Origin of the sequence: Spongiibacter taiwanensis (assembly GCF_023702635.1) — a bacterium.
In the GTDB taxonomy this organism is placed as follows: domain Bacteria; phylum Pseudomonadota; class Gammaproteobacteria; order Pseudomonadales; family Spongiibacteraceae; genus Spongiibacter; species Spongiibacter taiwanensis.
This window is the reverse complement of record NZ_CP098455.1, coordinates 1,507,177-1,533,655: the sequence shown is the minus strand read 5'-3', so window position 1 is coordinate 1,533,655 and position 26,479 is coordinate 1,507,177. Positions and strand designations below refer to the sequence as shown.

At 58.6% G+C, this 26,479-nt stretch carries 24 protein-coding genes and 1 other RNA gene; 17 read left to right on the top strand and 8 right to left on the bottom strand.

Going from position 1 to position 26,479, the window contains the following annotated elements; genetic code table 11:
* Positions 1–58 precede the first annotated feature (58 nt).
* Entirely contained in the window at positions 59–3,568 is a 3,510-nt protein-coding gene (hsdR, locus tag NCG89_RS07075) for a type I restriction-modification system endonuclease (protein ID WP_251089060.1), read from the bottom strand.
* Positions 3,569–3,701: 133 nt separating this feature from the next.
* Between hsdR and brnA the strand changes: the two genes are divergently transcribed.
* Positions 3,702–3,950, top strand: a complete 249-nt coding sequence (gene brnA, locus NCG89_RS07070; protein WP_349631935.1) for a type II toxin-antitoxin system BrnA family antitoxin — start codon at positions 3,702–3,704, stop codon at positions 3,948–3,950.
* A 354-nt stretch (positions 3,951–4,304) separates the two neighbouring features.
* Here brnA and ssrA read toward each other — a convergent pair.
* Positions 4,305–4,664, bottom strand: a transfer-messenger RNA (tmRNA) gene (gene ssrA, locus NCG89_RS07065).
* Positions 4,665–4,716: 52 nt separating this feature from the next.
* Positions 4,717–6,249, bottom strand: a complete 1,533-nt coding sequence (locus NCG89_RS07060; RefSeq protein WP_251089058.1) for a Ppx/GppA phosphatase family protein — start codon at positions 6,247–6,249, stop codon at positions 4,717–4,719.
* 147 nt (positions 6,250–6,396) lie between these two features.
* On the opposite strand from NCG89_RS07060, the gene ppk1 reads away from it, so the two are divergent.
* Entirely contained in the window at positions 6,397–8,532 is a 2,136-nt protein-coding gene (gene ppk1, locus NCG89_RS07055) for a polyphosphate kinase 1 (RefSeq protein WP_251089057.1), read from the top strand.
* A 290-nt stretch (positions 8,533–8,822) separates the two neighbouring features.
* On the opposite strand, the gene NCG89_RS07050 is transcribed toward ppk1, so the two are convergent.
* The 3 genes from NCG89_RS07050 to smpB are packed head-to-tail and all read right to left on the bottom strand — an operon-like array spanning position 8,823 to position 10,471.
* Positions 8,823–9,446 (bottom strand): class I SAM-dependent methyltransferase, encoded by a 624-nt coding sequence (locus NCG89_RS07050; protein WP_251089056.1) that lies wholly within the window; start codon positions 9,444–9,446, stop codon positions 8,823–8,825.
* Positions 9,447–9,479: 33 nt separating this feature from the next.
* Entirely contained in the window at positions 9,480–9,977 is a 498-nt protein-coding gene (locus NCG89_RS07045; RefSeq protein ID WP_251089055.1) for a SixA phosphatase family protein, read from the bottom strand.
* Between the two features lie 14 nt (positions 9,978–9,991).
* Entirely contained in the window at positions 9,992–10,471 is a 480-nt protein-coding gene (smpB, locus tag NCG89_RS07040; RefSeq protein WP_251089054.1) for an SsrA-binding protein SmpB, read from the bottom strand.
* A gap of 156 nt (positions 10,472–10,627) precedes the next feature.
* Here smpB and NCG89_RS07035 point away from each other — a divergent pair, with 156 nt between their 5' ends.
* Genes NCG89_RS07035 through NCG89_RS07025 form a run of 3 tightly spaced genes read left to right on the top strand, consistent with a single transcriptional unit; the run spans position 10,628 to position 12,741 of the window.
* Positions 10,628–11,995 carry a sodium-dependent transporter gene (locus NCG89_RS07035; protein ID WP_251089053.1) on the top strand — a complete coding sequence of 456 codons (1,368 nt, stop codon included), beginning with the start codon at positions 10,628–10,630 and terminating at the stop codon, positions 11,993–11,995.
* Between the two features lie 10 nt (positions 11,996–12,005).
* Positions 12,006–12,440: a type II toxin-antitoxin system RatA family toxin gene (locus tag NCG89_RS07030; RefSeq protein ID WP_251089052.1), complete on the top strand. Its 435-nt coding sequence runs from the start codon at positions 12,006–12,008 to the stop codon at positions 12,438–12,440.
* Positions 12,430–12,741: an RnfH family protein gene (locus NCG89_RS07025; RefSeq protein WP_251089051.1), complete on the top strand. Its 312-nt coding sequence runs from the start codon at positions 12,430–12,432 to the stop codon at positions 12,739–12,741. The genes NCG89_RS07030 and NCG89_RS07025 overlap by 11 nt, the downstream gene beginning before the upstream one ends.
* 13 nt (positions 12,742–12,754) lie before the next feature.
* Here the strand turns inward: NCG89_RS07025 and NCG89_RS07020 are convergent, their stop codons facing one another.
* The gene (locus tag NCG89_RS07020) at positions 12,755–13,165 is read right to left on the bottom strand and encodes an outer membrane protein assembly factor BamE (RefSeq protein ID WP_251089050.1); all 411 of its coding nucleotides are present in this window, start codon (positions 13,163–13,165) and stop codon (positions 12,755–12,757) included.
* 73 nt (positions 13,166–13,238) lie between these two features.
* Here NCG89_RS07020 and fur point away from each other — a divergent pair, with 73 nt between their 5' ends.
* On the top strand, positions 13,239–13,652 hold the full coding sequence (gene fur / locus NCG89_RS07015) for a ferric iron uptake transcriptional regulator (protein WP_251089049.1): 414 nt from the start codon (positions 13,239–13,241) through the stop codon (positions 13,650–13,652).
* Between the two features lie 94 nt (positions 13,653–13,746).
* Here the strand turns inward: fur and queG are convergent, their stop codons facing one another.
* A complete protein-coding gene (queG, locus tag NCG89_RS07010) occupies positions 13,747–14,841 on the bottom strand; it encodes a tRNA epoxyqueuosine(34) reductase QueG (RefSeq protein ID WP_251089048.1) in 1,095 nt (364 codons plus the stop codon).
* 60 nt (positions 14,842–14,901) lie between these two features.
* Here queG and NCG89_RS07005 point away from each other — a divergent pair, with 60 nt between their 5' ends.
* The 11 genes from NCG89_RS07005 to NCG89_RS06955 all read left to right on the top strand — a co-directional run bounded on the left by NCG89_RS07005 (position 14,902) and on the right by NCG89_RS06955 (position 26,461).
* On the top strand, positions 14,902–16,422 hold the full coding sequence (locus NCG89_RS07005) for an NAD(P)H-hydrate dehydratase (protein ID WP_251089047.1): 1,521 nt from the start codon (positions 14,902–14,904) through the stop codon (positions 16,420–16,422).
* Positions 16,397–16,867: a tRNA (adenosine(37)-N6)-threonylcarbamoyltransferase complex ATPase subunit type 1 TsaE gene (gene tsaE, locus NCG89_RS07000; protein WP_251089046.1), complete on the top strand. Its 471-nt coding sequence runs from the start codon at positions 16,397–16,399 to the stop codon at positions 16,865–16,867. The genes NCG89_RS07005 and tsaE overlap by 26 nt, the downstream gene beginning before the upstream one ends.
* 121 nt (positions 16,868–16,988) lie before the next feature.
* Complete coding sequence (locus NCG89_RS06995) at positions 16,989–18,206, top strand: N-acetylmuramoyl-L-alanine amidase (protein ID WP_251089045.1); 1,218 nt, start codon at positions 16,989–16,991, stop codon at positions 18,204–18,206.
* A gap of 15 nt (positions 18,207–18,221) precedes the next feature.
* Positions 18,222–20,084: a DNA mismatch repair endonuclease MutL gene (mutL, locus tag NCG89_RS06990; RefSeq protein ID WP_251089044.1), complete on the top strand. Its 1,863-nt coding sequence runs from the start codon at positions 18,222–18,224 to the stop codon at positions 20,082–20,084.
* A 28-nt stretch (positions 20,085–20,112) separates the two neighbouring features.
* Positions 20,113–21,018, top strand: a complete 906-nt coding sequence (gene miaA / locus NCG89_RS06985) for a tRNA (adenosine(37)-N6)-dimethylallyltransferase MiaA (RefSeq protein ID WP_251089356.1) — start codon at positions 20,113–20,115, stop codon at positions 21,016–21,018.
* A 174-nt stretch (positions 21,019–21,192) separates the two neighbouring features.
* Positions 21,193–21,447, top strand: a complete 255-nt coding sequence (gene hfq / locus NCG89_RS06980) for an RNA chaperone Hfq (protein ID WP_251089043.1) — start codon at positions 21,193–21,195, stop codon at positions 21,445–21,447.
* 34 nt (positions 21,448–21,481) lie between these two features.
* A complete protein-coding gene (gene hflX / locus NCG89_RS06975) occupies positions 21,482–22,777 on the top strand; it encodes a ribosome rescue GTPase HflX (protein ID WP_251089042.1) in 1,296 nt (431 codons plus the stop codon).
* 124 nt (positions 22,778–22,901) lie between these two features.
* On the top strand, positions 22,902–24,047 hold the full coding sequence (gene hflK, locus NCG89_RS06970) for an FtsH protease activity modulator HflK (protein ID WP_251089041.1): 1,146 nt from the start codon (positions 22,902–22,904) through the stop codon (positions 24,045–24,047).
* Positions 24,048–24,049: 2 nt separating this feature from the next.
* Entirely contained in the window at positions 24,050–24,925 is an 876-nt protein-coding gene (gene hflC, locus NCG89_RS06965) for a protease modulator HflC (RefSeq protein WP_251089040.1), read from the top strand.
* Positions 24,926–25,051: 126 nt separating this feature from the next.
* A complete protein-coding gene (locus NCG89_RS06960; RefSeq protein WP_251089039.1) occupies positions 25,052–25,237 on the top strand; it encodes a DUF2065 domain-containing protein in 186 nt (61 codons plus the stop codon).
* 48 nt (positions 25,238–25,285) lie between these two features.
* Positions 25,286–26,461: an ATP phosphoribosyltransferase regulatory subunit gene (locus NCG89_RS06955; RefSeq protein ID WP_251089038.1), complete on the top strand. Its 1,176-nt coding sequence runs from the start codon at positions 25,286–25,288 to the stop codon at positions 26,459–26,461.
* The last annotated feature ends 18 nt before the right edge of the window (positions 26,462–26,479 follow it).

Here is a 26,479-nt window from a genome sequence, read left to right as displayed (position 1 = left end):
TTTATACATGAGGATGAGGTCGTGTATAAAAAATTGCGATTTCTATGCATGTGGGCATTCAAGACGCCTCCCACAGGCTGTCGTTGATCGCCTCAAGCACATTGTCCAGCTGATCCCCCAGGATTTTATCCAGCTGCCTGGCGCCACCGGTAAAGGCGGGTAGTTGGTTGATGGTGTCCTGGTCGATAACCACTTCATGGGTAAGTTGCTTGCCAAGGCGCTCAAGCCATTTGCGCTGGACGGGGCTCCAGTTGTGGCTGCTGAGAATGTTCTGTAGGGCGGTGTGTACCCGCTGCTCAAACGGAATCATCGCCTCGCCCAGGGCGGCCCGGCGGATATGGCCGAGAATGCTGGCGGCAATATCCTGGTTGGTTTGCTGGCGCCAGGCGCTGCGCAGGCTGGCCTCGGTGTAGCCGTTGTTATCCAGTAATAGGCGGATTTCTTTGAGCTGTTCCCGTGTCAGGTCTCTTGGCCGGGTGACCACGGCGCTGAGGGCGGCGGACTGGTTTAACTCCCGACGGATAAAGTCATTGAAGCTGTCCAGATAGTCTTCTGGGCGTTTGTGCTTGCCGTAGTTTTGCTCCCGCACCATAAACTCGTCTTCATGCTCGGAGATTACCGGCATGCGCTCGCTGCCCAGCAGTTGTTTGACCTGGGCGAGCTGATTCAGAAAGCCACTGTGTTGGTTGAGAAAATTGGCGGCCTGGCGCGGGCCAAGGGTGTGAAGGTGCTGGTGCAGTTTTGCGGGCTCGACGCCCCAGCTATATTGCAGCTCTTCAAGTTTGGCTTTGACCTTGGGGTTGCTGTCGGCTTTGCTACTGGCCTTGCGAAGCACCTGCATCACCCTTTGCCCCAATTGGCTCAGCGCCACATCGGCCTGGCTTTGCTCCGGGGTATCGCCGGGGGCGTTCAATCCGGCTTCTAGTTTGGTGGGGTCGGTGAGTTCCTCGCAGAGCTGCTCCAGGCTGATGTTGGGGTTTTTCACCAGGGGCTTCATGGTGGAAACGGCTTCTAGCGCGGCGTAGATATCCACTGGGTCGTAAATGCGGAAAACGGTCTTGCCGATTTCATCGCAGCGGCGGGTGGCACGGCCAATCATCTGCTCATAAAGAATCCGTGAGCGTACCCGGCGCAAGAACACCAAGTGAGCGATTTTGGGTACGTCGATGCCGGTGGTAAGCAGGTCCACGGTAATGGCGATATTGGGGTAGCGTTCATTCTTGTAGCGGGCAATCAGCTGGCTGACCTTGTCGCTCTGGCCGGTGATCTTGGCCACCGCCGATTGTTTGTATTCACCGTTGTACACATCGACAAAGGCTTCATCCAGCAAGCGCTTGACCATATCGGCGTGGAGGTCGGTGGCGCAGAAGATCATGCTCTTCTCGTCGCCAAAGGGGTCCAGCTCCTGGGCCAGCTGTTGGCAGATGACCCGATTGAAATTCTCGTTGATCACCCGCTTGTTGAAGGCTTCCACTTCAAAGCCCAGGTCGTCTTCCAGTTCTGATGATTCCACCTCGCCGGTGGCGGTGTTGATGGCCTGCACCAGCTCGCCTTTTACAAAGGTGATGCCATTTTGGGTGAGCAGGGTTTCGTAGCGAATGGGTGGTTCGTGGTCGATCAGCCAGTCATCCGCCACGGCTTCCCGGTAGGAGTAGGTGTATACCGGTTTGCCGAAAATATCGCTGGTGTGCTTGGCGGGGGTGGCGGTGAGGCCGACCTTGACCGCGTCGAAGTAGTCCAGCACCCGGCGATAGCTGGACAGGTACTGGCTGGCATCCCGCACCGCCAGCTCGCCGTCGGTCATGTCTTGGTCGAGGGTGTAACCCCGGTGGGCCTCGTCCACAATAATGCAGTCGAATTGGTCTACGGGTGGCGGGGTATCGGCGTGGAATATCCGCTTGACCATAGACTGGACGGTGGCGACCTGCACCCGGGTTTCGGCCTCGGGGGCCATGTCGCCCAGCTCGTTGACGTTGTAGATTTTGGAGAGGGGCTGGTTCTGCTCCAGTTGGGCCTCATTAAAGGCATCTTGCGCCTGGGTGCCCAGGGCGCTGCGGTCCACCAGAAACAGAATGCGTTTGAAACGCTCGGCTTTAAGGAAGCGGTACATCAGGCCGATGATAGTGCGGGTTTTGCCGGTGCCGGTGGCCATGGCCAACAGGCATTCCCGCTGGTTGTTGGCGATGGCCGCTTCCACGGCCTTGATGGCTTTTTCCTGGTAGTCCCGCAGGCCGAGGTAGTCGAAGCCCTCGGTGCTGAGTTTTTGCTCCGCCTGCTGTCGGTCGCGGGTCAGTTTGTCGAGCAGGCCGTCGGGGCTGTGGAAGCCTTGCAGGGCGCCGCTGACGTTGCTCGACGCCCGCACATCCCGAAACCAGGTGCCGGATTGTTCCTCAAGTTGTTTGATGTAGTCCCGGCCATTGCAGGCATAGACGAAGGGGATTTGGTAGTGGCCGTCGGCATCGTCGGGCCAGGCAATGGTTAGTCCCTGATACTGCCAAGCGGGCGTGTATTCGGCGGCGGGCTTGAAGCCTTTGGCGTAGCGCTCAGCTTGAGGGATCATTCCCGCTACGTTCTTGTTTTCCCGCTTGGCTTCTACCACGGCGATCGGAACGAGCCCGGCAAATAATACGTAATCGGCGGGGCCGGTAGCGGTGGGCCATTCGGCAATTGCCTTGTTTTTGCCTTTTTCGGGGCGAGTGCCGGATTTGTAGGTGAGGGCCTGAGTGTCGGCCTCCCAGCCTGCATCCTGCAGCATCTGATCAATAAATACGCGGGTCAGTTCTTCGTCCAGCACGAGTGTAGCGCTGGCCTGCTGGGTCTGAGTGGCGACGGCGCTGCGCTGCAGGTCTGGTGGTGAGTTGCCCGCCGTGATCTGGGCTTTCAGGGCGGCAATCTGGGCCTCGAATTGTTGCTTCTGTTGGGCCAGCGCACGCTCGGCATCCTTTGCCTGCTGCTCAAACTTCCGGGCTTCCTGATCCATCAGTTCGGCCAGTTGCTGGTATTCCTCTCGCTCCTGGGCAAGCAGACTATCGCGTTGTTGGGCGAGCCCTTCCTGCTCGCTGTGGCTTTGAAGCTCGGCGTTGAGCTGGTCAATCTGAGTTTGCAGGTCCCGCAGCTTCTGGCTTGGATCGGTCGGCGGAGCAAAGGGACCAGGCTTGAACGCACTGCCCTGTTTACCAAATGAGCGATGAAACCAGACCGCCAGCGCGCGGGCCGCTTTGAGGCCGAGCATGGCCTCCCGGTGTTGGGTTTGGAATTCGTGGGTGGCTTTGTTGCCCTCAATGCGCAGGGTGTGGAGCAGGTTGCGGATTTCGGCGTCCAGGCCAATCTCGCGGCTGAGGCGGCCCAGCAAGTCGGCCTGGCTGGTGGTGTTGTCAAACTCGATTCCGGCCCGCATGGCCAAATCCTGAGCCAGTGCCTCGCCAAATTGGCGCAGTTTAATCAGGGTGGTGTTGGGGTCAGAGTAGAACGCGTTCTCGGCCGAGGTGGTGAGTTGCAGCAGAATGCTTTGGTGTTCTTCTAGAAACCAGAAGTTGGACTTGTTGTTATCTTGGGCGTCGAGTGGCATCTGTCCCTCGGATTTAGCGTTATTTCGCTAGCGGTTCCTTTGCTCTTGGGACTATAGGGGAAAGGGATATCGGGTACAATCGAGTGCTTCAATGATGCAGTAGTGTTGGCACTGGCGCCAGCAAGTGAGATTGATGATGAACAGCGATTTCTTCGACAGAAAATTTAACGACAATGAGGCCGATGTTCTCGACGAGCTGGATCTGTCTACTGCTGTTCATCCCAACCGACGTTCAACTGAGGTGGTTCTCGCGCTACCCGCTGCCATGGTTGAGCGCCTCGATATCGAGGCCGAGCGGCTAGGTGTGACGCGAGAGAATCTTATCAAGCAATGGCTTGCGGAGAGGCTCGGGAGTACCTCGGGTCATAGCCGAGGCTACTAAACCGGTATGTGGGGATTGCTCGCCCTGGGGGATTTCACTCGGCACCTCCATGTGCCTCGCCCTTCGGGCGCCCTGGAGGGCGTGCAAAACGGCTGTCCTGCCGTTTTGTGAATCCGGCGTGTTTGCCTCAAAACCTGTCAATCGACCAATAAAAAACCCCAACCCTGTCGGGTTGAGGTTTTGTATTGGTGGAGCCGGCGGGATTGACTCGGGCTGCGCCCTCACCCTCTGGGTCGCCCTGCGGGCGCTGTCTCTGTTCGCTGCGCTCACTTCGGCTGAACCCGGGCGCGGGCTCTGCACCCAATCAACGCCAAAAATAAAAAAAGGCCACCACAGGGGTGACCTTTCTTTATTTGGTGGAGCCGGCGGGATTTGAACCCGCGTCCGCCAGTCCGCCACTCGGGGCTCTACATGCTTAGTTTCCGTTTATTGATTTAGCCGCAATCAGCCCAACGGTCAGGACGATATTGGCGATTCTGATTAGGAGTTTCGCGGATCTGTCTCAGACAAACTTCACCGCTAGCTTGTTCTATCTGACGGTCACTTCGCGTTTACAAGCATCCGCTAATGACCGCTAACGGGGGTTTAGGCCGCTAGAGCGTAGTTGTCGTCGTTGGCAACTATATCGTTTACAGCTTTGGATTAACGTGATTGGCTGCCATCACGGCATGCACCACAGAGCTTTGTTACCGGCGTCGAATCCAAATCGGCCCCAAAACAGCACTGTTTCGCTGGGGCTATTGTAGCGCGATGGCGGTGGTGCTGACTAGCCGCTCGCGCGGGTGGTGACGGCGTGGTCGTCGCTGACACGAATGGTCAACTTGATGTCGGTGCCTTTTTTCAGCAGCTCGACCTCTTCGTCGAGATCGGCGGCAACCAGGGGGTTGTCCTCCATCCAGCCCGCAGGGAGCGTAAGGGAGAGCTCGGTGCCGCTCTCGCAAGTGAGGGTGATGTCTTCACGCAGGGGGGCGGTTTGGCGCCGGCGGTAAAAAATGCAGGCGAGGCGCAACACACAGGCCAACAGCCAGTCGGGATTGACGCCATAGACCAGGGTGGAGGGGGGCTTCGGCTTGCGGCGGTGGTTCAATACCAGAAAGCTTAAGCGCGCCTGTTCCTGTCGTGAAAAGCCGGGCAGGTCGGCGTAGCTGAGGATGTAGCCGCCGTGTTTGTGGTAGCCGCCGTGGGCAATGGCCAAGCCGAGTTCGTGGAGCTGGGCGCTCCAGCGGAGCAGGTCGAGTGCTTCTTCTTCGGGGGTTTGGCAGTGAGGCTGGATGGTGGGGAACCAGCGCTCGCACAGGGCCGCGACCCGATCCCCTTGTTTGCCATCGATATGAAACTGGGCGATGAGTTTCTGGATGGTGTGGTCCCGGGTGTCGTTGCGGTGGTGCAGGCGCCCGGCCAGGTCATACACAATGCCTTCGCGTACGGCGAAGGTGGACACGTGCATGGCTTGAATGTCGAGTTCCTGGAACAGGGCATACAGCACCGAGAAACCGCCGGGAAAGACCTCATCCCGGTCATCGCTCAAGCCTACGATGTCGAGCTTGTTGACGTGGTCGACCTTGAGCATCTGTTCTTTGAGTGCATCCAGCCCTGCCTTGGTAATGTAGCCGGCGTCACTGAGCTTTTGCTCATCCATGATTTTGGCGATGGCGCGAATGGTGCCCGACGAGCCGACGGCTTCCTGCCATTGATCTTTGAATTGCTCGACATAGGGTGATATCAGGCGGCGACCCGCATTGACCGCCCGGCGAAAGCCCTTTTCGCTGATTTCCCCGCCGGGGAAGTAGCGCATGCTGAAGCTGACGCAGCCCATGGGCAAGCTTTCCAGCAAGCGGGGAACGTGGTTGCCGACCACAATTTCGGTTGAGCCGCCGCCGATGTCGGCAACCAGGCGACTGCGCTCGCCGGGGGCAAAATCCTTGGCAACGCCGAGGTAAACCAGGCGAGCCTCTTCAGTGCCCGAGATGATATTGATTGGCACACCCAGTATGGCCTCGGCCTGAGCCATAAAGTCGGCGGCATTGTTGGCGGCGCGCAGGGTGTTGGTGCCCACTACCCGGATGCGCTGTTTGGGAACGCCGCTGAGGCGGTTGGCCATTTTGGCCAGGCTATCCAGCGCCCGGCGCTGGGATTCTTCGCTGAGGTTGCCGTTATCGTCGAGGCCCCCGGCCAGTCTCACCATGTCCTTGTGACGATCAATCACTTTGAGATTGTCATCTTCAACGCTGGCGATCAGCAGGTGAAAGCTATTGGAGCCCAGGTCCAGGGCTGCGTACAACTCGCTGTTTTGGGCCATTTGTCGCGGCAATTCCCGTGTGGTTTTCTGTGGAGCGGTTCAGTGTAATGGCAGTGCTGCGCAAATGCGACTGCTGTAATATGTCATTAAAATGACATGGACTGCGGCTAGGCTATGCCGTTGTTTTTACAGAGCTAGGGGCTACTAATGACGGACGTCTCGACCGAGCAAACCTGGATTGCCAAGGAGCTGAGTTGGCTATCTTTTAACGAGCGGGTATTGCAGGAGGCGGCCGATCCTAAGGTGCCGGTGATTCAGCGAATTCGTTACCTGGGTATCTTCTCCAATAACCTGGACGAGTTTTTCCGCGTGCGGGTGGCCGATGTGCGCCGCCTGGCCGCCTTCTCTACCCCCTCCAAGCAGGAAGAGTACAAGCTGTTGCTGGAGGAAATTCGCCAGAACGTGCTCAAGCTGCAGCGCCGTTTTGACGGCACCTACAGTGCGCTGATGAAGGAATTGCAGCGCCGCAAAATTTATCTCGTTAACGAGAAGCAGCTCGATGATGCCCAGCGCGATTACGTAAAGCGCTATTTTTTCAGTTCTATTCAGCAGGAGCTGGAGCCGATCCTGCTGGACGATGTGCACCCCATTCCTGAAATGAGTGATGCGTCCATCTATCTGGCCATTCGCCTTGGATTTGAAGGGCAAACCCGCTTTGCCCTGCTCGAAGTGCCCACCGCTAGGCTAGATCGTTTTATCCGTATTCCCAGCCGCAAGGGTAAAAGAGGTAAGGTGCTGATCACTCTGGAGAACATCATTCGGGTGTGTTTGCAGGAAGTGTTTCGCGGCATCTTTCCGCTGGACAGCGCCGAAGCCTACACCATAAAGCTGACCCGGGACGCCGAGCTGGAATTGAGCGAAGAGCTGACCCAGACCTTTGTGGAAAAGATGGCCCAGAGTCTGAAGCGCCGAAAAAAGGGCGATCCGGTGCGCTTTGTTTACGACAGCGCCATGCCCAACGATTTGCTGGAATACCTGATCAAGCGGCTGGGCCTTGGTCGTCTCGACTCGATGATTCCCGGCGGTCGCTACCACAACTCCAAAGACTTTATGCGCTTTCCTAACCTGGGGCCGGCGTACCTGGAGCTCAAGCCGCTGCCCAATATTCCGCACCCCGATATTGCCAAGGCGGCGAATATTCTCAGCTGTATTCGGGAGCAGGATGTGCTGCTCTACTACCCCTATCACAGCTTTGATTACCTGACGGATTTTGTGAAAACAGCGGCAATCGACCCGGCGGTGAAGGACATCAAGGTGAGCTTGTACCGGGTTGCCTCTAACTCCCATGTGGTGGATGCATTGCTCAATGCGGTTGCCAATCACAAAGAAGTGACGGTGGTGGTGGAGCTGCAGGCCCGCTTTGACGAAGAGGCCAACATCGCGCTTTCCCAGCGTTTGACCGATGGTGGCGTTAACGTGATTCTTGGTGTGCCCGGCCTTAAGGTGCACGGCAAGTTGATTTGTATCACCCGCCAGGAAGGCACGGTTCAGCGGTACTACTCCCACGTGGGAACCGGCAACTTCAATGAAAAGACGGCGTCGCTCTACACCGATTTCAGCTTGCTGACCTACGATCAGGAGATTGGTGATGAGGTTGCCAAGGTCTTTGACTTTATTGAGTACACCTATAAGCGCCACCAATTTAAAAACCTGTGGGTGTCGCCGCTGAACACCCGGGAGAATCTGTTAGCCCTGGTGGATGGCGAGATCGCCAATGCCAACGAAGGCAAGCAGTGCGGTATTACCCTGAAGTGCAATAACCTGGTGGACAAAGAGTTAATTGATCGCCTTTATGCCGCTAGCGCTGCCGGTGTGCCCATCCGGATTATTGTGCGTGGCATGTGTTCGCTGGCTCCCGGTGTGCCCGGGCTGAGCGACAATATTGAGGCGATCAGTATTGTTGATCGCTACCTTGAACACCCGCGGGTATATGTTTTCCGTAATGGTGGCGAGCCGCGGTACTTTATTTCGTCGGCGGATTTGATGACGCGCAATATCGACTTCCGGGTGGAGGTCAGTTGCCCGGTCAACAGTAAGCCGCTGCAGAAGATGATTCAGAATATTCTGGATATTCAGTGGGCTGATAACGTCAAGGCGCGGATTGTGGATGCCACCATGAGCAATCACTTCCGTCCGCGGGCCAAGGGGGTGGCGATGATTCGGTCCCAGGAGCAGATTCACACGTACCTGTCGACAGGCAAATTGCCGCGTCTGCCCAAGCTGGATTACCGCTCTCGCAATGAGGCGCCGGTGAAGCGCCGCAAAAAAGCCAAGGGCGCTTAACCCGAGGCAAGTGCGCCGGGCGGGCTAGTGGTCCATGCGGCAAATAAGGTTACGCTCAGCCACAGCACAAGGGATTTTGGCAAGGCGCAGTCCGCAGGGAATGGCCCGGCCCTTTGCAAGGGCTGCAACGCAGTCCGAAATCCCTTGTGCTGCGGCCCTTCGGGAGTGTCTGTGCGGCCGCGACCCCGTGTTGTGTTCCTTGCTAAGGACCGGGCCATTAGCGGCGAAACCCGCCTTGGTTCGCACCCGCACAGACGCTCTGAGTGTGACCTTATTTGCCGCATGGACCACTAACTGTGGATGATCAGCAACTCGCCGCTGCCGGATTTGGGGTGATCGGTTGACCAGTCCAGCAACTCGGCGTTGAAGTTTTTCTGGCAGCGTTTGGCCAGTTTATGAAAGGGCGAGCGGCCCGGGTCGGCAATAATAATGGTGCCGACTTTCTGGTCTACTGCGCTTTCGATGACGCTGTACAGCGGTTTTACCAGCTTGTCCCAGAAGCAGATATCCCCGCCCAGCATCAACTTTTGCCCTTTGAGATCCTTCTTGGTGAGCTCTTGGTAAAGCGCGACCTTGGTGTTAATGCTGACCTCGTTCAGGGTGGCGTGGGCGTCCAGGTAGGGGAAGACATGCTTGTCGGCATCGACGGCGGTGACCCTGGCGCCAAACTTCTGGGCACAGAAAATACTCAAAATGCCCCAGCCACAGCCGATCTCGGTGATCTTACTGCCTTTCTTGGGCGGGTTTTTGAGCAGGTAATCCATAATCAGAAAGGACGATTCCCACACCTGGTAGCCGTGAATTTCTGGCTCCGGGAGCAGGCGCTTCATCCGGCGGATGAGTTTGTGGTTTTTCTTGAGGACCAGCAGGTCGTGGACGATGCGAATATCTTTTAGTGCCGGATGTGCGTCCATGGCGGAGACGGGGTTCCTTGCTCGGGTCGGGGGTTATCGGAAGTGTTTGGGGCGAAGCACTTCCACGAGTTTGGCGCAGTCGCCGCGCAGTTGATCCCAGTATTCTACATTGACCTGCAGTTCCAGAAAGGTGCAGGTGCCAACGTGGCCAACTTTGCCATCGCAGAGCTGGTCGGCGGCCTCAGCCAGGGCGGGGTTGTGACCAATGATTAATGCGTTTGGTTTGTCCTGGGGGAGGTCACGCAGCCAACGCAGCAGGTCGCCAGCGTCAAAGGTGTACAGGTCGTCGGCGAAGGCGACACTCGCCTGATCGAATACGTTTGATTCGGCCTGGAAGCGCGACAGGGTTTCTCTCGCTCGCACCGCCGGACTGCAATAGACCGTCGCAAATTGCCGTTGCTGTCGCTGCAGCTCAGCGGCGATCAATTGGGCATCGCGCTTGCCACGCTTCGCAAGGGGGCGCTCCTTGTCGCTGAGCGTTTCATCTTTCCAGTCGGATTTGGCGTGGCGAAGCAGGTACAGGGTTTTCATGGCGGTCGATATTGTTATTGGTTGTGTTGGCGCAAGATGCGCTGCTTCTGTCGGTCCCAGTCCCGGGATTTTTCGGTGTCCCGCTTGTCGTGATCTTTCTTGCCCTTGGCCAGCGAAATCTCGGCCTTGATCAGGTGCTTTTTCCAGTACAGCGCCGTGCACACGCAGGTGTAGCCTTTTTGCTGGGTGGCTTCTGTGAGGTTGTCCAGCTCCTTGCGATGGAGCAAGAGTTTACGTGTGCGGGTGGGGTCGGTCACAAAGTGAGTCGACGCGGTGGGCAGCGGTGTGATGGTGGCGCCAATCAGGAAGGCCTCGCCGTCCTTGAGGATCACGTAGGTATCGGTGATCTGCACTTTGCCCTCGCGCAGGCTTTTCACTTCCCAGCCGTTGAGGGACAGGCCGGCTTCAAAGCGATCGCTGATAATGTAGTCGTGCCGCGCCCGCTTGTTCAGGGCAATGGTGCTGCTGGGCGCTTTGGGTTTCTTTTTTGTCATGGCGGCGATTATACGGGGGCCGAGGGATTAACACTATTTTCATAAAGGGGTGGGTGCAAAAAAACTGGCTTGTGGGCGGGTTGAGGTGCGGTGACTGGCAAATACCCCTCAGCTCAGGTAAAAAGACGGCTGCTTAGAGGTAAGGGTTTCTAGCCGATGGCGTTGAAAAAGCGCAAGGTGCAAGGCATATGGGCCAGCCGCTGGACATTTCTCGCGGCGGCAACCGCTTTGGTGCTGGGCCTGGGCGATTTTTGGCGCACCCCCTTTGAGGCCAGTAATCGCGGCGGCGGCGCGTATCTGCTGGTGTACTGCAGCTTTTTGCTGTTGGTGATGCTGCCGGTGGCGGTGGCGGAGGTGCGCATTGCCGTGCGCGGGCGGGCTAACCCCGTTCACTCGGTGGATCAGCTGACCCACTTTGCCAAAGTCAGCCGCCACTGGGTGATAGTGCCGCAAATGGCGGCGGCGGTCGCGCTGCTGCTGGCGGCCAATTACTGCGTGGTCGCCGGTTGGCTGCTTGCCTATATTCCCAAGCTGCCCGCAGAACATATGGACGCGGCCAGCCTAGAGACAGTGGCCGACGCCTTTGACTTACTGCTGGCTTCGCCAGAAGAAATGCGCTTTTGGCAGCGCCTGTTCCTGGCGGTGGCGGTGGGCTTCTCTGCAATCAGTGTGATCAAAGGCATGGCGGTGGCGCTGCGGGTGCTGTTGCCGATCATGGTCATCGCGCTGTTGTTCGTGGTGTATTACAGCTATGAGCTGGGTGATTTTGGCGGTGGTCTGCGGTCGCTGTTTTACTTCCGCTGGGCGGAGCTGGGGTGGCAGGGCGTGTTTTCCGCCCTCCGCCAGGCCTTCTATACCCTGAGTATTGCCACCGGTGCGCTGATGGCCTACGGCGCGTACTTCCCCTCGGGGCGTTCTATCTCCCGCCAGCTGTTTTCATTGGCGGTGCTGGATACCGGCTTGATGTTGCTCGGTGGCTTGGCGCTGTTGGCTCTGGTCTTGGATCAGCACATGGTGGTGGGGCCGGGTCCGTCGGTGTTGTTTGTCGCGCTGCCTTACACCTTTGCCAATCTGGCTTTTGGTGATGTGTTTGGGGTCATGATGTATATGTTGCTGGCAATGCTGGCATTGACGACGGTGGTGGCGCTGCTGGAGCCGGTGATCGCCTACCTGGTGGAGCGGTGGCGCTTGACCCGCTGGGCTGCCGCCCTCTGTGCCGGTAGTGTGGTGCTGGTGCTGGGCGATTTGTCGATCTCGTCACTGGCGCCCGACAGTCAGCTGCGCTGGGCAGGGCGGAGTTTGATGGAGTACATCGACATTTTATCTGCCCACGTACTGCTGCCGTTGGTCGCCTTTTGTTTTGTGATGTTTGCCGCCTGGCGGGTGCCGCGACAGGTGTATGGCGTGCGCGACCGGTGGATCGACAACAGCTTTTTTTGGCTATGGCGCGCGCTGTTAAGGTATATTGCCCCGCCAGCGCTGTTGGCCGTGTTGGTCATGGGTTTGTACCAGCGCTTGCTGTGAGGAAAGAGTGATGACGGAAATTCGCCGCAGCGCGCTGCTGCCGTATTCCGCAGAGAAAATTTACGCGCTGATTAACGATGTTCAGTCCTATCCCCAATATATGGATGGCTGCGTCGCTGCTGAAGTCCTGGGCCATGATGACTCGCAGATGGAGGCGCGTCTGGACCTGGCCAAAGCCGGAATGAAGTTGAGCTTTACCACCCGCAATACCCTTGAGCCCTTTCGCCGGGTTGGCATGCAGCTGGTCGACGGCCCCTTTGAAAGTCTGGAGGGTGAGTGGTTGCTGCTGCCTCTGGCTGAGAGCGCCTGCAAGGTGTCGCTGCATTTGCGCTTCTCGTTGGCGGGCAAGCTGGTTGGCGCGGCGACCCGGCAACTGTTTAACTCAGTGGCCAACAACTTGGTGGATGCGGTAGTTAAGCGCGCCGGAGAGGTTTATGGAAAGTAAAACGATGCATGTCGAGATTGCCTACGCGCTGCCACGACAGCAGCGTATTGTGGCGCTGGAGCTCTCTGAGCCTTGCAGCGTACGCGAGGCTGCCCGCCGCTCTGGTTTGCAGCAGCAGTTTCCTGAGCTGGATATGGAGTCGGTTGATCTGGGGATATTTGGCAAGGTGGTCAGCAAGCCCGATGAGCAGTTGGTGGCGGATGGTGACCGAGTGGAGATTTATCGCCCGCTGATTGCAGATCCTAAAGAGGTGCGCAAACAGCGGGCCGCCAAGGTGAAGGCGGAGAAAGCGAAGCGTTAGGCTTACGCTTCGCTTACTTTTCCAGCTCTTTGCTTTCTTTTGCCGCTTTCTCGGCTTCTTTGATCAACTCTTCTGGCGCGGTGCCCGGCGCTTGCTCTAGCTCCGGCTTCACGTCAGTTTCGTAACGCGACACTCGATCATTTTCAAAGAAGACGGTCAGCTGGTGGCGCTCAACATCCCCTTTACGCTGGTCCATGGTGTATAGGTAATCCCAACGGTCTGGCGTGAAGGTGTCGCGAATCAACGGTGACCCCAGAATGAATTCGACCTGGCTGCGGCTCATGCCCACGTCGAGCTGAGAGACCATCTCGCCGGTGATGATGTTGCCCTGGTCGATGGCTAGCTTGTAAGCGCCGGGAAACTCAAAGGAACTGCAAGCAGCCAGCGTTAAAAAAAGGCCTGTTAGGGTGAGTCGTCGTAGCATTCTTCAGGGTTCCAATCACGTGCTGAGGCGTGGATAATAGCGCAATCCCAATCTCAACGCGAAGGCTAGCAAAATGTCACTGGAAAATCAGGAACTGCGGAAGGCGGGCTTGAAGGTTACCCTGCCTCGAGTCAAGATTTTGCAGCTTTTGGAGCAGGCTGAGACAGACAACCAGCATTTTAGTGCCGAGGATGTGTACCGCGCGCTGATGGAGTCTGGTGAAGACGTCGGTTTGGCAACGGTCTACCGGGTGCTCACCCAGTTTGAAGCGGCGGGATTGGTGGTGCGCCATAATTTTGAAGCCGGGCATTCGGTGTTTGAATTGGCCAAAGGCGAGCATCACGACCACATTGTGTGCATGGAAACCGGCGAAGTCGTTGAGTTTTACGACGAGGTGATTGAGCGCCGTCAGAAGGAGCTGGTCAAAGAACACGGCTTTGAGCTGGTGGACCACAGCCTGGTGTTGTACGTTCGCCCCAAGGGCTAGGTAACTTCTTTCTTTTCCCTTTTCCCCCATTTTTGCGATGCCGAGGTGCAGACCTTGAGTCGCCTCTGCCTGCTTTGAAGGCGATGGTCTTCGGTCAGTTTGTCAGTTCGCCGAGTGCCGCCCCTTTCTCTCGCTGCTCGGCGATAGCCCATTCTATGTGCTCTGCTACCAGAGGCTCCGCATCGCTGCGGCGGTGTTCCAGTGCGGCCAAAATGTGCCGGTCGAAGGGGGCATTGCCCAGGCCAACCGCCAGATTTCGCAACCAGCGCGAGTAGCCAATACGCCGAATTGCCGAGCCCTCGGTGCGCGCTAAAAAGGTTTGTTCGTCCCACTGAAACAGGTCGAGGAGGCCGCTGTTGTCCAGTTGGTGGCGGGGGGCAAAATCCCCCTCGGCGGTGAGCCGGGCAAATTTATTCCAGGGGCAGACCAGTTGGCAGTCGTCGCAGCCAAATACCCGGTTGCCCATGGGCTTGCGTAACTCGGTGGGGATGGCGCCTTTTAGCTCAATGGTCAGGTAGGAAATGCAGCGGCGGGCGTCTACCTGGTAGGGCGCCACAATGGCGCCCGTAGGGCAGTCGTCCAGGCAGGCTCGGCAACTGCCGCAATGGCCGGTCTCCTGTGGCGGGTCGATCGGCAGGGGAATGTTGGTGTAGATTTCGCCGAGAAAAAACCAGGACCCGGCCTTGCTGTTGATCAGCATGCTGTTTTTGCCGATCCAGCCGAGGCCGGCCTGTTCGGCAAAGCCACGCTCGAGCACCGGGGCGCTGTCGACAAAGGCGCGATGCTGGCCGCCAGCGTGTTTCTGTAGCCGCTCGGCCAGCTGGGCCAGGCGTTTGCGAATCAGTTTGTGGTAGTCGCGGCCCAGCGCATAGCGGGAAATATAGGCCTTGTTCGGGTCTCGCAGAATGTCCAGGGTGGCCGTGTCGGGCAGATATTCCATTCGTGCGCTGAGCACCCGCAGGGTGCCGGACAACAAACTGTCGGGGTCGGCCCGGAGCGCCTCCCGGTCTGCCATGTAGTGCATCTCGCCGTGAAAGTCCCGGTTTAACCAGTTGCGCAGGTGCTGGGCGTGGTGGTTGGGGTCAGCAGGCGATATGCCCAGGTCGGCAAACCCCAGCTCCCTTGCCCAGGCTTTTACCTCGGCGGCCAGCGCGGTCAGGTCGGAGTCTTGTCCCGTTTGTTGGCTCATTGGCTTACGTCTGGGCGATGGCGGGTTATCATGGCCCGATATTTTACATGCAGGTGCGCTATGTCGCAGAACATTCTTGCCTTGGCCGATTTGCCCCGGGAGCTCTACCGCGCCGAGCAGGTGCGGCAGCTGGATCGCCTGGCCATCGATGCGGGTACGCCCGGCTTTGAGCTGATGAGCCGGGCGGGACTGGCGGCTTTCCAGTATCTGCAAAAACGCTGGCCGGAGCGGTCGCCGCTGGAGGTGTTTTGTGGTGGCGGCAATAACGGTGGCGACGGTTATGTGATTGCCGCGCTGGCGGCACAAAGCGGGGTGCCGGTGCGGCTGTGGGCGATGTCGGCGAATCTGCAGGGGGATGCGCTGTTGGCCAGGCAGATGGCTGAGCAGGCTGGGCTGGTGGCACAGCCCTGGCAGGGCGAGACGATTGCTGGCGATGCCCTGGTGGTGGACGCCTTGCTGGGCACTGGCCTGGCTGGTGACGTTCGCCCGGCCTATCGCCAGGTGATAGAGGCAATCAATGAAAGTGGCGCTGTGGTGTTAGCGGTCGATATTCCCTCTGGCCTGTGCAGCGACAGCGGTCGGGTACTAGGGGCGGCCGTTGCGGCAGATGCCACCATCAGTTTTATCGGTTTAAAGCAGGGCTTGTTCACGGGCGAGGCAGCGGATTACGTGGGGGAGCTTGTGTTCAATTCCCTTGCCGTTGCCCGGGATATTTACACTCAGGTGCCGGTCGACACGTTTCTGAGCCGGCCTGCGGACAGCGGTGGTCTGCTGCCACGTCGGCGCCGAGTGAGCCATAAAGGCAGCTTCGGCCATGTGTTGGTGGTGGGCGGTGATGAGGGCATGGCCGGCGCGGCCTTGCTGGCTGCCAGTGCCGCTGCCCGCAGTGGCGCCGGTCTTGTCAGTTGCGCCACCCGCGGGGCCCACCTTGCTGCGTTTACCGCAGCGCGCCCGGAAATTATGGCAAAGGCGGTAGATGACGCCGACCAGTTAAAGCCGTTGCTTGCCTGCTGCTCGGTGGTGGTGGCGGGCCCCGGCCTGGGCAGTGGCGCCTGGGGGCGAGCCCTGCTGGCAGAGGTACTCGGTGCCGGCAAACCGATGGTGCTGGATGCCGACGCCCTCAATATTCTGGCTGAAGGGGAACTGGCGCTTGCCGAATCGGGTCTGCCTTGTGTGATAACGCCCCATCCTGCTGAGGCGGCGCGCCTGCTGGGTGGTACCACAGCCGATGTTCAGCAGGACCGCTTTGCTGCGGCGCAAGCTTTGGCCCAGCGCTTTCATTGCGGCGCGTTGTTGAAAGGCGCGGGCACGTTAATAGCCGATGGGCAGCAGTGCTTTGTGAACTGCAGCGGCAACCCGGGCATGGCCAGTGGCGGCATGGGCGATGTGCTTTCGGGTATGATTGGCGCGCTGCTGGCGCAAGGTTTGAGTGCCACCGATGCGGCTCGCCTGGGAGCAAGCTTACATGGTCAGGCCGCCGACCTGGTGGCCGCCCGGATGGGTGAGCGGGGCATGCTGGCGTTGGATGTGGTTGAGGCAATTCCGAGGGTGATCAATGGATATTCGCTGGACGCTGGCTGATGAGGCGGCGACCGTCCGGGCAGGCGGGGAGCTGGCCCGTCAGTGCCGCAAGGGGTGCGTTATCTTTCTTGACGGACAGCTGGGTGCAGGAAAAACCACCTTTTGCCGGGGCTTTTTACACGCGCTGGGTCATCAAGGCGCGGTTAAGAGTCCCACCTATACCCTGGTAGAGCCCTATTCCCTGCAGGGTGTTGAGGCATACCACTTTGATCTCTACCGCTTGGGTGATCCCGAGGAGCTGGAGTACATGGGTATTCGGGATTATTTCGATGGCGACAGCATTTGTCTGGTCGAGTGGCCCGAGCGCGGCAAAGGGGTTTTGCCTCAGGCCGATTTAACCGTTAGCATTGTCCAGCAAGGTAGAGGTCGTCTGCTGACTTTGCAGGGGCAAAGTGATCGTGGACGACAAATTCTTGCGCAGCTGAGCCAATATGCACCCGAGTAAGATTGTTCTTTCTTGCTGTCTCCTTTTTTTCACTGTCGTGGCGCAGGCTGCAGAAGTCCGCGACATTCGCTTCTGGCGAGCCCCCGACCACAGCCGGGTGGTGTTCGACTTAAGTGGCCCCGTGCAACATGAAGTGATTTCCCTCGATGGTCCTTACCGCCTGGTGGTCGATATTGATCAGGGCGCCATGGGCTCGGTGGACCTGGCAGCTCTCAACTTCGAAGGCAGTCCCATCCAGCGTTTGCGCCATGCGGCCAAAGATGACGGTCGCCTCCGCGTGGTCTTTGATCTGAGCGCCGATGTGCAGGCGCGCAGTTTTTTCCTGCCAGCCAACGCGGGGCTGGATGATCGACTGGTGATTGATTTTCTCGACCGCGAGCCAAGTGCTGCCGAGCAGGCACCGGTTGAGCGGGTAGTCAAAAGCGTTGAATCGGCAGGTCAGCGAGATGTGGTAATTGCCATTGATGCGGGCCACGGCGGCGAGGACCCGGGTGCGATTGGGCCGGGCCGTCTGCGGGAAAAAGATGTGGTGCTGCAGATTGCCAACAAACTCAAGGCTAAATTTGAAGCCAAAAAAGGCTACAAAGTAGAAATGATCCGCAAGGGCGATTACTACGTGGGTCTGGCCAAACGGCGCGATTTGGCGCGCAAGGCGCAAGCTGATTTCTTCGTTTCAATTCACGCCGATGCCTTTACCAGCCCCAAGGCAAACGGAAGTTCGGTTTATGCCTTGTCCAAGAGCGGTGCCACCAGCGCCACGGCCCGCATTCTGGCCAAGCGGGAAAACGAGTCGGATCTGGTGGGCGGGGTGAGCCTGTCTGACAAGGACCATATCCTTGCCGGGGTGCTGACTGATCTATCCATGACCGCAACCCTGGATGCGAGTTTGAGCGTGGGCGCCCAGATGCTAAGTCAGATGGAGCGGATTTCCCGTCTGCACAGTCGCCGGGTGGAGCAGGCGGGTTTCGCGGTGCTGAAATCGCCGGATATCCCCTCGCTACTGGTTGAGACAGGTTTTATTTCTAACCCGGGTGAGGCCAGTAAACTGAGAACATCGAGCTATCAGTACCAGATGGCCCAGGCCATCTTTGTTGGCATCGACAATTATTTTCGCGACAGCCCGCCGCCCGACACTTATTTTGCGGCGGTGAAACGGGGTGAAGTTGCTGCGCCACCGGCGGGGTCAGCTGGCCCGGAAGAGTACATCATCGCCAGTGGTGATACCCTGTCAGGCATCGCCCAGCGCTACAATGTGTCGGTGTCCGAGCTGCAACGGCACAATCAAATGTCCGACACCCGCATTCGGGTGGGACAAAAAATCCAGATACCTGCTTCTTAAGGCCCGCTTTCTCTCATGCCAAAAATCCGCCTGCTTGACCCGAGGCTGGCCAACCAAATTGCCGCTGGCGAAGTTGTTGAGCGGCCCGCGTCTGTTGTTAAAGAATTGCTGGAAAACGCACTGGATGCCGGCGCCAAGCGCGTCGATATCGAGGTGGAAGACGGTGGTGTCAAACTCATCCGCACCCGGGACGATGGTGAGGGCATTGCCCAGGCTGATTTGCCCTTGGCCCTGAGTCGCCACGCGACCAGCAAGATTGCCGCTCTGGAAGACCTGGAGGCGGTCGCCAGTCTGGGCTTTCGCGGCGAGGCGTTGGCCAGTATCAGTTCTGTGTCGCGCTTGAGCCTGAGCACCGCCCAGGAGGGGGATACCTCCGGCTGGTGTGCGCGCAGTGAAGGCCGCGATATGGCGGCGGTGTTAGAGCCGGTCGCTCACCCGCGAGGCACCACGGTGGAAGTGCGGGATCTGTTCTTTAATACCCCCGCCCGGCGCAAGTTTCTGCGCACCGAGAAAACCGAATTTGGCCACCTGGAAGAGGTGGTCAAGCGCCAGGCCCTGGGCCGCTTTGATGTGGGGTTTAGTTTGCGCCATAACGGCCGGGCGGTGCACAACCTGAAGCCCGCCCACAGCCAACTGGAACAGGAGCGGCGCCTGGCCGCAGTGTGCGGTCCGGCGTTTATGGAAAACGCGCTGTTCATAGACCGCAGCGCAATTGGGCTGCGGTTGTGGGGCTGGGTGGCCCTGCCCAGTTTTTCTCGCAGTCAGGCAGACCTGCAACATTTCTACGTGAATGGCCGCTACATTCGCGACCGGCTGGTGGGTCACGCGGTGCGCCAGGCCTATCGCGACGTGTTGTTTCATGGTCGTCACCCCGCCTTTGTGCTGTATCTGGAGCTGGCGCCGGCGTCGGTGGATGTCAATGTCCATCCCACCAAGCATGAAGTGCGCTTTCGGGACGGCCGCAGTGTGCACGACTTTATCTTTCGCACTCTGCATCAGGTGTTGGCCGATGTGCGGCCGGAAGAAGCCGCCCAGGCCGCCAACCTGGGTCTGCAGGCGGAAGCGCCGGTGCAATGGCCAGCCGATCAAACCGCAATGAGCCTGGTGGATTCGAGCGCCGGTAATCCGACAGTGCCCTCGGTGGAGCGGTTTGGCGGGAACGGCGCGCCGTTTGATCGGCCGGTGACCAGTGGTTTGCCGGCGGGGCAGGTAAACGAGCAAATCGCCGCCTACAGCCGCCTGCAGTCGGTGACCGCAGGGGAGGCTGAATCGCCGTCGGCTTCTGCTGAGGGGGTGCCACCTCTGGGCTACGCGCTGGCACAGCTAAAGGGGGTTTATATTCTGGCGGAGAATGCCCAGGGTCTGGTGCTGGTTGATATGCACGCTGCCCACGAGCGCATTACCTATGAGCGAATGAAGCGCGCCAAGGAGGGGGAGGGAATTCGCAGCCAGCCGCTGCTGGTGCCAATGAGTATTGCGGTGAGTCGCCGAGAGGCGGATTGCGCGGAGCAGCACGGTGAGCTGTTTGCGGAGTTTGGCCTGCTGTTGCAGCGGGCATCGGAAGAGGCCCTGATCGTTCGCGAGGTGCCGGTTATTCTCGCGGGTAGCGAGGTGGAGCAGCTGGTGCGGGATGTGTTGTCGGATTTGTTGGAGTTTGGCACCACCGATCGCATTCGCGCCCATGCCAATGAGATTTTGTCGACCATGGCCTGCCATGGTTCGGTGCGGGCAAACCGGCGCCTTTCCATTCCGGAGATGAATGCCCTGCTGCGGGACATGGAAGCCACCGAGCGCAGCGGCCAGTGCAATCACGGTCGACCAACCTGGGTGCAGGTGGGTATGGCTGAGCTGGATAAGTGGTTTCTGCGTGGCCGATAGTCCGGCGCTGCCCCCCGCTATTTTTTTGATGGGCCCGACTGCCTCGGGTAAGACCGACCTGGCCATTGCGCTCACTGAGGTGCTTCCCTGTGAGCTTATCAGCGTTGATTCGGCACTGGTGTATCGTGGGCTCGATATTGGCAGTGCCAAGCCCGACACTAAGACCCTTGCCGCCCACCCCCATGCATTGGTGGACATTTGCGATCCCGGCGAAGCCTATTCGGCGGCCAGTTTTCGGCGCGATGCCTTGATCGAGATGGAGCGCATTGCCGCGGCGGGGAACATTCCGCTGTTGGTTGGCGGCACCATGCTCTACTTCAAGGCGCTGATGGACGGCTTGGCGGATATGCCCTCTGCTGACCCGCAGGTGCGGGAAGCGATTGAGGCTTTGGCGGCAAGGGAGGGGTGGCCCGCGGTACATGCCGAGCTGGCCCTGGTTGACCCGGAGAGCGCCGGGCAAATTCACCCTAACCACTCCCAGCGCCTGAGCCGGGCGCTGGAGGTTTTTAAGGTCAGCGGCAAAACCATGAGCCAGCTGCGAGCCGAGCAGGGGCAAGCGGAGCTCCCCTACACCGTGCATCAGTTTGCCATAGCACCGGCCCAGCGCAGTGTGCTGCACAGTCGCATCGCGCTGCGACTGCGGCAGATGTTCGACAATGGCTTTGTCGATGAGGTGCGGGGGTTGATGGCCCGGGGCGACCTTCATGCCGATCTGCCCGCGATTAGAGCCGTGGGCTATCGCCAGGTCTGGCAGCATTTGCACGGTGAGTTTGACCTGGAGACGGCCTATGAGCGGGCCTTGATTGCCAGCCGTCAGTTGGCCAAACGACAGCTGACCTGGCTGCGGGGCTGGGAGGGTTTGCACTGGATCGACAGCGAGTTGCCCAGAAACACTCAGTTGACAAATGTGATTAAACAAATGTCGCTGCCGTAATTTCAGAACTTACTGTATACTTTTGAATCCCAGGTTTACGAGGTTTGCGGTGCTGCCCGAGGGCAGTGGTGTCAAACCGGAATAAGCGCCGATTTGATTGCACATTCTAGAAGCGCTGTTCTACGTTGATTGTACTTTTTTCAAAGCCCGATTTGGGCACAAGGAGGCTCCACCATGTCAAAAGGGCACAGCTTACAAGACCCTTATCTGAATATTCTTCGCAAGGAGCGTATTCCGGTTTCTATTTATCTGGTTAACGGCATCAAGCTGCAGGGACAGATTGAGTCCTTCGATCAGTTCGTTGTTCTGCTCAAAAATACTGTGAGCCAGATGGTGTACAAGCACGCCATTTCTACTGTCGTTCCCTCTCGCGTTGTTCGTCTGCCCATGGCCCATCCGCCGGAAGACGATGAGCAAGACGACGAATAATATCAACGGTAGTTGTTCTTTTTGAGGTTCGTCCTTGCTATTTGAAAGACCCGATTCTGGTGAGCGCGCCGTGCTCGTCCACCTGGATCTCAACAGTGAAGACGAGCGCGAAGATGCCAATGAGTTTGTGCAACTGGTCACCTCCGCCGGGGGTGATCCAGTGGCATTCATTTCTGGCAAGCGCCAGCACCCCGATGCCCGCCTGTTTGTCGGCTCCGGTAAGTTAGAAGAAATTCGCGCTGCCCTGGACGCCAACGATGGCCAGTTGGTGCTGTTTAACCACGCCCTTTCTCCCAGTCAGGAACGCAACATTGAGCGCGAGCTCAAGTGTCGCGTGCTTGACCGCACCGGTCTGATCCTCGATATTTTTGCCCAGCGCGCCCGCACCCACGAAGGCAAGCTGCAGGTGGAACTGGCTCAGCTTGAGCATATGTCGACCCGCTTGATTCGCGGCTGGACCCACCTTGAGCGGCAAAAGGGTGGGATCGGCTTGCGCGGTCCTGGTGAGACCCAGCTGGAAACAGACCGTCGATTGCTGCGTGCGCGCATCAAGAGCATTCAGGCGCGTTTGGGTAAGGTGCGCAAGCAGCGAAATCAGGCGCGGCGAGCCCGCCGTCGGGCAGATGTGCCGGCGGTGTCCCTGGTGGGCTACACCAATGCGGGCAAATCCACCCTCTTCAATGTGCTGACGGCGGCGGAGGTTTACGCGGCAGATCAGCTGTTCGCTACCCTCGACCCCACCGTACGGCGCATTCCGGTGCCCGATGTGGGGCCGGTGGTGTTGGCAGATACGGTGGGGTTTATTCGCCACCTGCCCCACAAGCTGGTGGAGGCCTTTCGCGCGACCCTGGAAGAAGCGGCCCAATCGGACCTGCTGGTTCATGTGGTTGACGCGGCGGATCCCGAGCGCCAGGAAAACATCCGCCAGGTACTTTCGGTACTGGGTGAAATTGGCGCTGATCAGATTCCCCTCCTTGAGGTGTATAACAAAACTGACCTGTTAGGTGTCGAGCCTCGTATCGAGCGAGATGACAGCGGCCGCCCTGTGCGGGTGTGGTTGTCGGCCAGGCGGAGCGAGGGCTTGGCGCTGCTGGTGCAAGCGCTGACAGAACTGCTGGGGCAGGAAGTCGTCGAGACAGATGTCAGTCTCAGTCCCGAGCAGGGCCGGTTGCGGGCGAAACTCTACAGTCTGAATGCCGTGCAATCTGAGTTGGCTGAAATGGACGGTCGGGTGAAACTTCATGTGCGTCTGCCTGCGGTTGACTGGCGCCGTTTTCTCGCGGCTGAGCATGTGCGCGAGCAGGATATTGTCGGTGGCGGTCGCGCTTAGCACCACTGGTTAAATCTGCTAGACTCCCCGGCCAATGATGCCGTTGATTAACGACTTTTCCCGCCGCAATCGCGGATGATGGTCGCCGAAGTGCGAAGCAAATTTTTCTTAACAGGAGAATAATATGGCCTGGAATGAGCCGGGTGGTGGTAACGATAAGGATCCCTGGGGGGGTAAAGACCAGGGGCCTCCGGATCTGGATGAGGCTCTGAAGAAGTTGCAGGAGCGCCTGAATAAACTGTTCGGCACTGGCAAAAAGGGCGGCGGCAGTGGCAAGGGCGGCAGCGATTTCCAATTGGGTGGCAGCGCGCTTGTTGTCATCGCCGTGATCGCGGTATTTGTCTGGGGCCTGTTTGGCTTCTACCAGGTCGATCAACAAGAGCGGGCCGTCGTGCTGCGCCTTGGGGTTTACCACAGCACCGTGCTGCCGGGTTTGCGCTGGAATCCGCCACTGATCGATGAAGTGACCAAAATTAACGTGACCAAGGTTCGCGCTGCCAGCAGCCGTGGCCAAATGCTGACTGAAGACGAAAACATCGTCGATATCGCACTTTCAGTGCAGTACACCGTTAATGATCCCGCCAACTTTCTGCTGAAAGTGAAGAGCCCCGAGCTGAGTCTGGAGCACGCTCTGGAAAGTGCGCTGCGCCATGTTGTCGGTAGCTCAAAGATGGATCAGGTGATCACTGAGGGCCGTGAAGAGATCGCGGTGGCGACCCAGCAGCGTCTGCAAACCTATCTGGATGCATATCAAAGCGGTATTCAGGTGGCAAAAGTGAACATTGAAGATGCTCAGCCGCCCTCTCAGGTGCAGGATGCCTTTGACGATGTAACCCGGGCGAAGGAAGATCGGGAGCGTTTGAAGAACGAGGCCGAAGCCTACGCCAACGGCATTATCCCCGAGGCCCGCGGTGCCGCTCAACGCCAGCTGGAAGAAGCACAGGCATATAAAGAGCAGGTGATCGCTGAGGCCGAAGGTGAGGCCCAGCGGTTCACCCAATTGCTGGCCGAGTATCAGCGCGCCCCCAATGTGACCCGGGAGCGTCTGTACATTGACGCCATGCAGGACTTCTACGGTAAGTCTTCCAAAGTCATGGTTGATGTCGACGGTGGCAGCAACATGATGTACTTGCCGCTGGATAAATTGATGGAAAAAAGCAGTGCTGCACGGGCAGAGCGCAGCCAGGAAGTGGATATTCGCGAGCTGACTGACAAGGTAATTGAACAATTGCGCCGAGATAGTCAGGGCAGTCGTCGGGAGGGCCGTTGATCATGGATAGCCGTAATTTTACTGTCATTCTTGCCCTGCTCGCAGTGGTGGTCATCAGCTTTAATTCGCTGTTTATCGTCAAGCAGACCGAGCGGGCGGTCATGCTCAAGTTTGGTGAGGTCGTTAATCCGGATGTGCCGCCGGGGCTGCACGTGAAGGTGCCGTTCATGAATACCGTGCGCAAATTTGAGCGCCGTATTTTGACCCTGGATGCGCCCACCCAGCGCTTTCTGACCGTCGAGAAAAAACCACTGGACGTGGATTTTTATGCCAAGTGGAAAGTGTCTGACACGCAGAAGTTCTACACCGCCACCAACGGTGAAGAGATTCGCGCTGACGCGTTGCTGGCCCAGCGGATCAATACCGGGTTGCGGAACAAATTCGGTGAGCGCACCTTCCACGAGGTGGTGTCCGGCGAGCGGGATCTGCTGATGACCGACCTGACCCGTGATCTCAATACCATCACTGTCAATGAGTTTGGTATCGAGCTGGTGGATGTGCGGGTCAAGCGGATTGACTTACCCTCTCAGGTAAGCCAATCGGTGTTTGACCGGATGAAATCCGAGCGGGAGCGGGAAGCGCGGGAGCATCGCTCCACCGGCCGCGAGCTGGCGGAAAAAATCCGTGCAACTGCAGATCGTCAACGCACCATTATTGCGGCCAACGCATATCGCGATGCCCAAATCATTCGCGGTGAGGGTGACGCCATGTCAGCCCGCACCTACGCGGCGGCCTACAACGCCAACCCGGAGTTCTACGCCTTTGTGCGCAGCCTGCGGGCCTACAAGGATTCCTTTGGAGGCGACGGCGACATGCTGGTGCTGGACTCCGACAGCGACTTCTTCCGCTACTTGAAAGAGGGCGCCGGCAAGCGTTAATCACGCCGGGCCGCCTTTGCATTCCTCGCATCGCGGGGAGTGTGGTATCATTCGCATCCCCGGGCCGGCCGAGACGGAAACGTCATCGGCCGGCGCGGTTTTTTTATGTATAGGCAGGCAAGACGCATGTGGCAGGAACTGGCCGTGGCCTTCAGCCTGGTGCTGATTATTGAGGGAATCATGCCCTTTATCAGCCCTGAGCGCTGGCGGGTTTGGGTATATCGGCTGGCCGACCTCGAGAGTCGCCAAGTGCGCTGGGTGGGACTATTGAGCATGTTGTCCGGACTTGCCCTGCTGAGCTGGCTGCGCTAGCGCCATTCCTGCTTGATTGCTGATTTGAATTAACAGGCCCAGATCGCTATGACATCGGTAGATCGCTGGTTACTTCCTGACGGAGTAGAAGAACTGCTGCCCGCCCAAGCGGCCCAGGTAGAGGCCCTGCGTCGTCAGCTTTTGGATCTCTACCGCAGCTGGGGCTATGAGTTAGTGATCCCGCCGCTGTTGGAGTACACCGAATCGTTGCTGGTGGGCTTGGGCAGTGACATCGATTTGTTGACCTTCCGGGTTACCGACCAGCTGACCGGTCGCATGATGGGCCTGCGCGCCGACATCACACCCCAGGCCGCGCGTATTGACGCCCACAGCCTGAACCGGGAAGGGCCGGTGCGGCTGTGTTATGCCGGCAGTGTGTTGCATACCAAACCCAAGAAGCCGCTGGCGTCGCGTTCGCCGATTCAGTTGGGTGCCGAGTTGTACGGCGACAACAGCCCGGCCAGTGATCTGGAAATTATCTGCCTGATGTTGGAAACCCTGCGCACGGCGGGGCTCGATGGCATCACTCTGGATACGGGTCATGTGGGTATCTATCGCGCGGTGGTCGAGGCAGCCGGGCTGGATGAGCGCCAGGAGCAACGTTACTTCGGCATTCTCCAGCGCAAGGCGGTGACGGAACTGAAGGATTTTGTCGCTAGCCTAGCCATTTCCGAGTCGGCTGCCAAACATTTGCTGGAGCTCAACAGCCTTCACGGCGGCATTGATGTGCTGACGAAGGGGCGCCAGCTATTCGCCGATATTCCCGCTGCCATCGAGGCCATTGATGCCCTCGAACAGTTGTCTGCTGGGTTGGCGGCGCGCTTTCCGTCCCTGCAGTTTTACTTTGATCTGGCCGAGCTGCGCGGGTATCACTACCACACCGGGCTGGTGTTCTCGGCGCTGGTGCGCGAGCACGGTCAGGCCCTGGCCTCGGGTGGGCGCTATGATCACATCGGCGAAGTATTTGGTCGGGCCAGGCCGGCAACGGGTTTCAGCATTGATCTCAAGGCGCTGCTGGGCTTGTTGCCACCGGCTGCGCCTCAGGCGGCAATTTACGCGGCCTATGACGAGTCGGTTGCCCGCTGGGCCTATGTCCAACAGCTCCGGGAGCAGGGTGAAACCGTTATTTGCGGTTTGCCGGGCGAGGCCGCTCCCGACAATTGCGACCGCGAAATCGTGAACAAGGATGGCAGTTGGTGCGTGGCGCCGCTGCCGGCAAACTGATTTTCAACTTTTTATCCA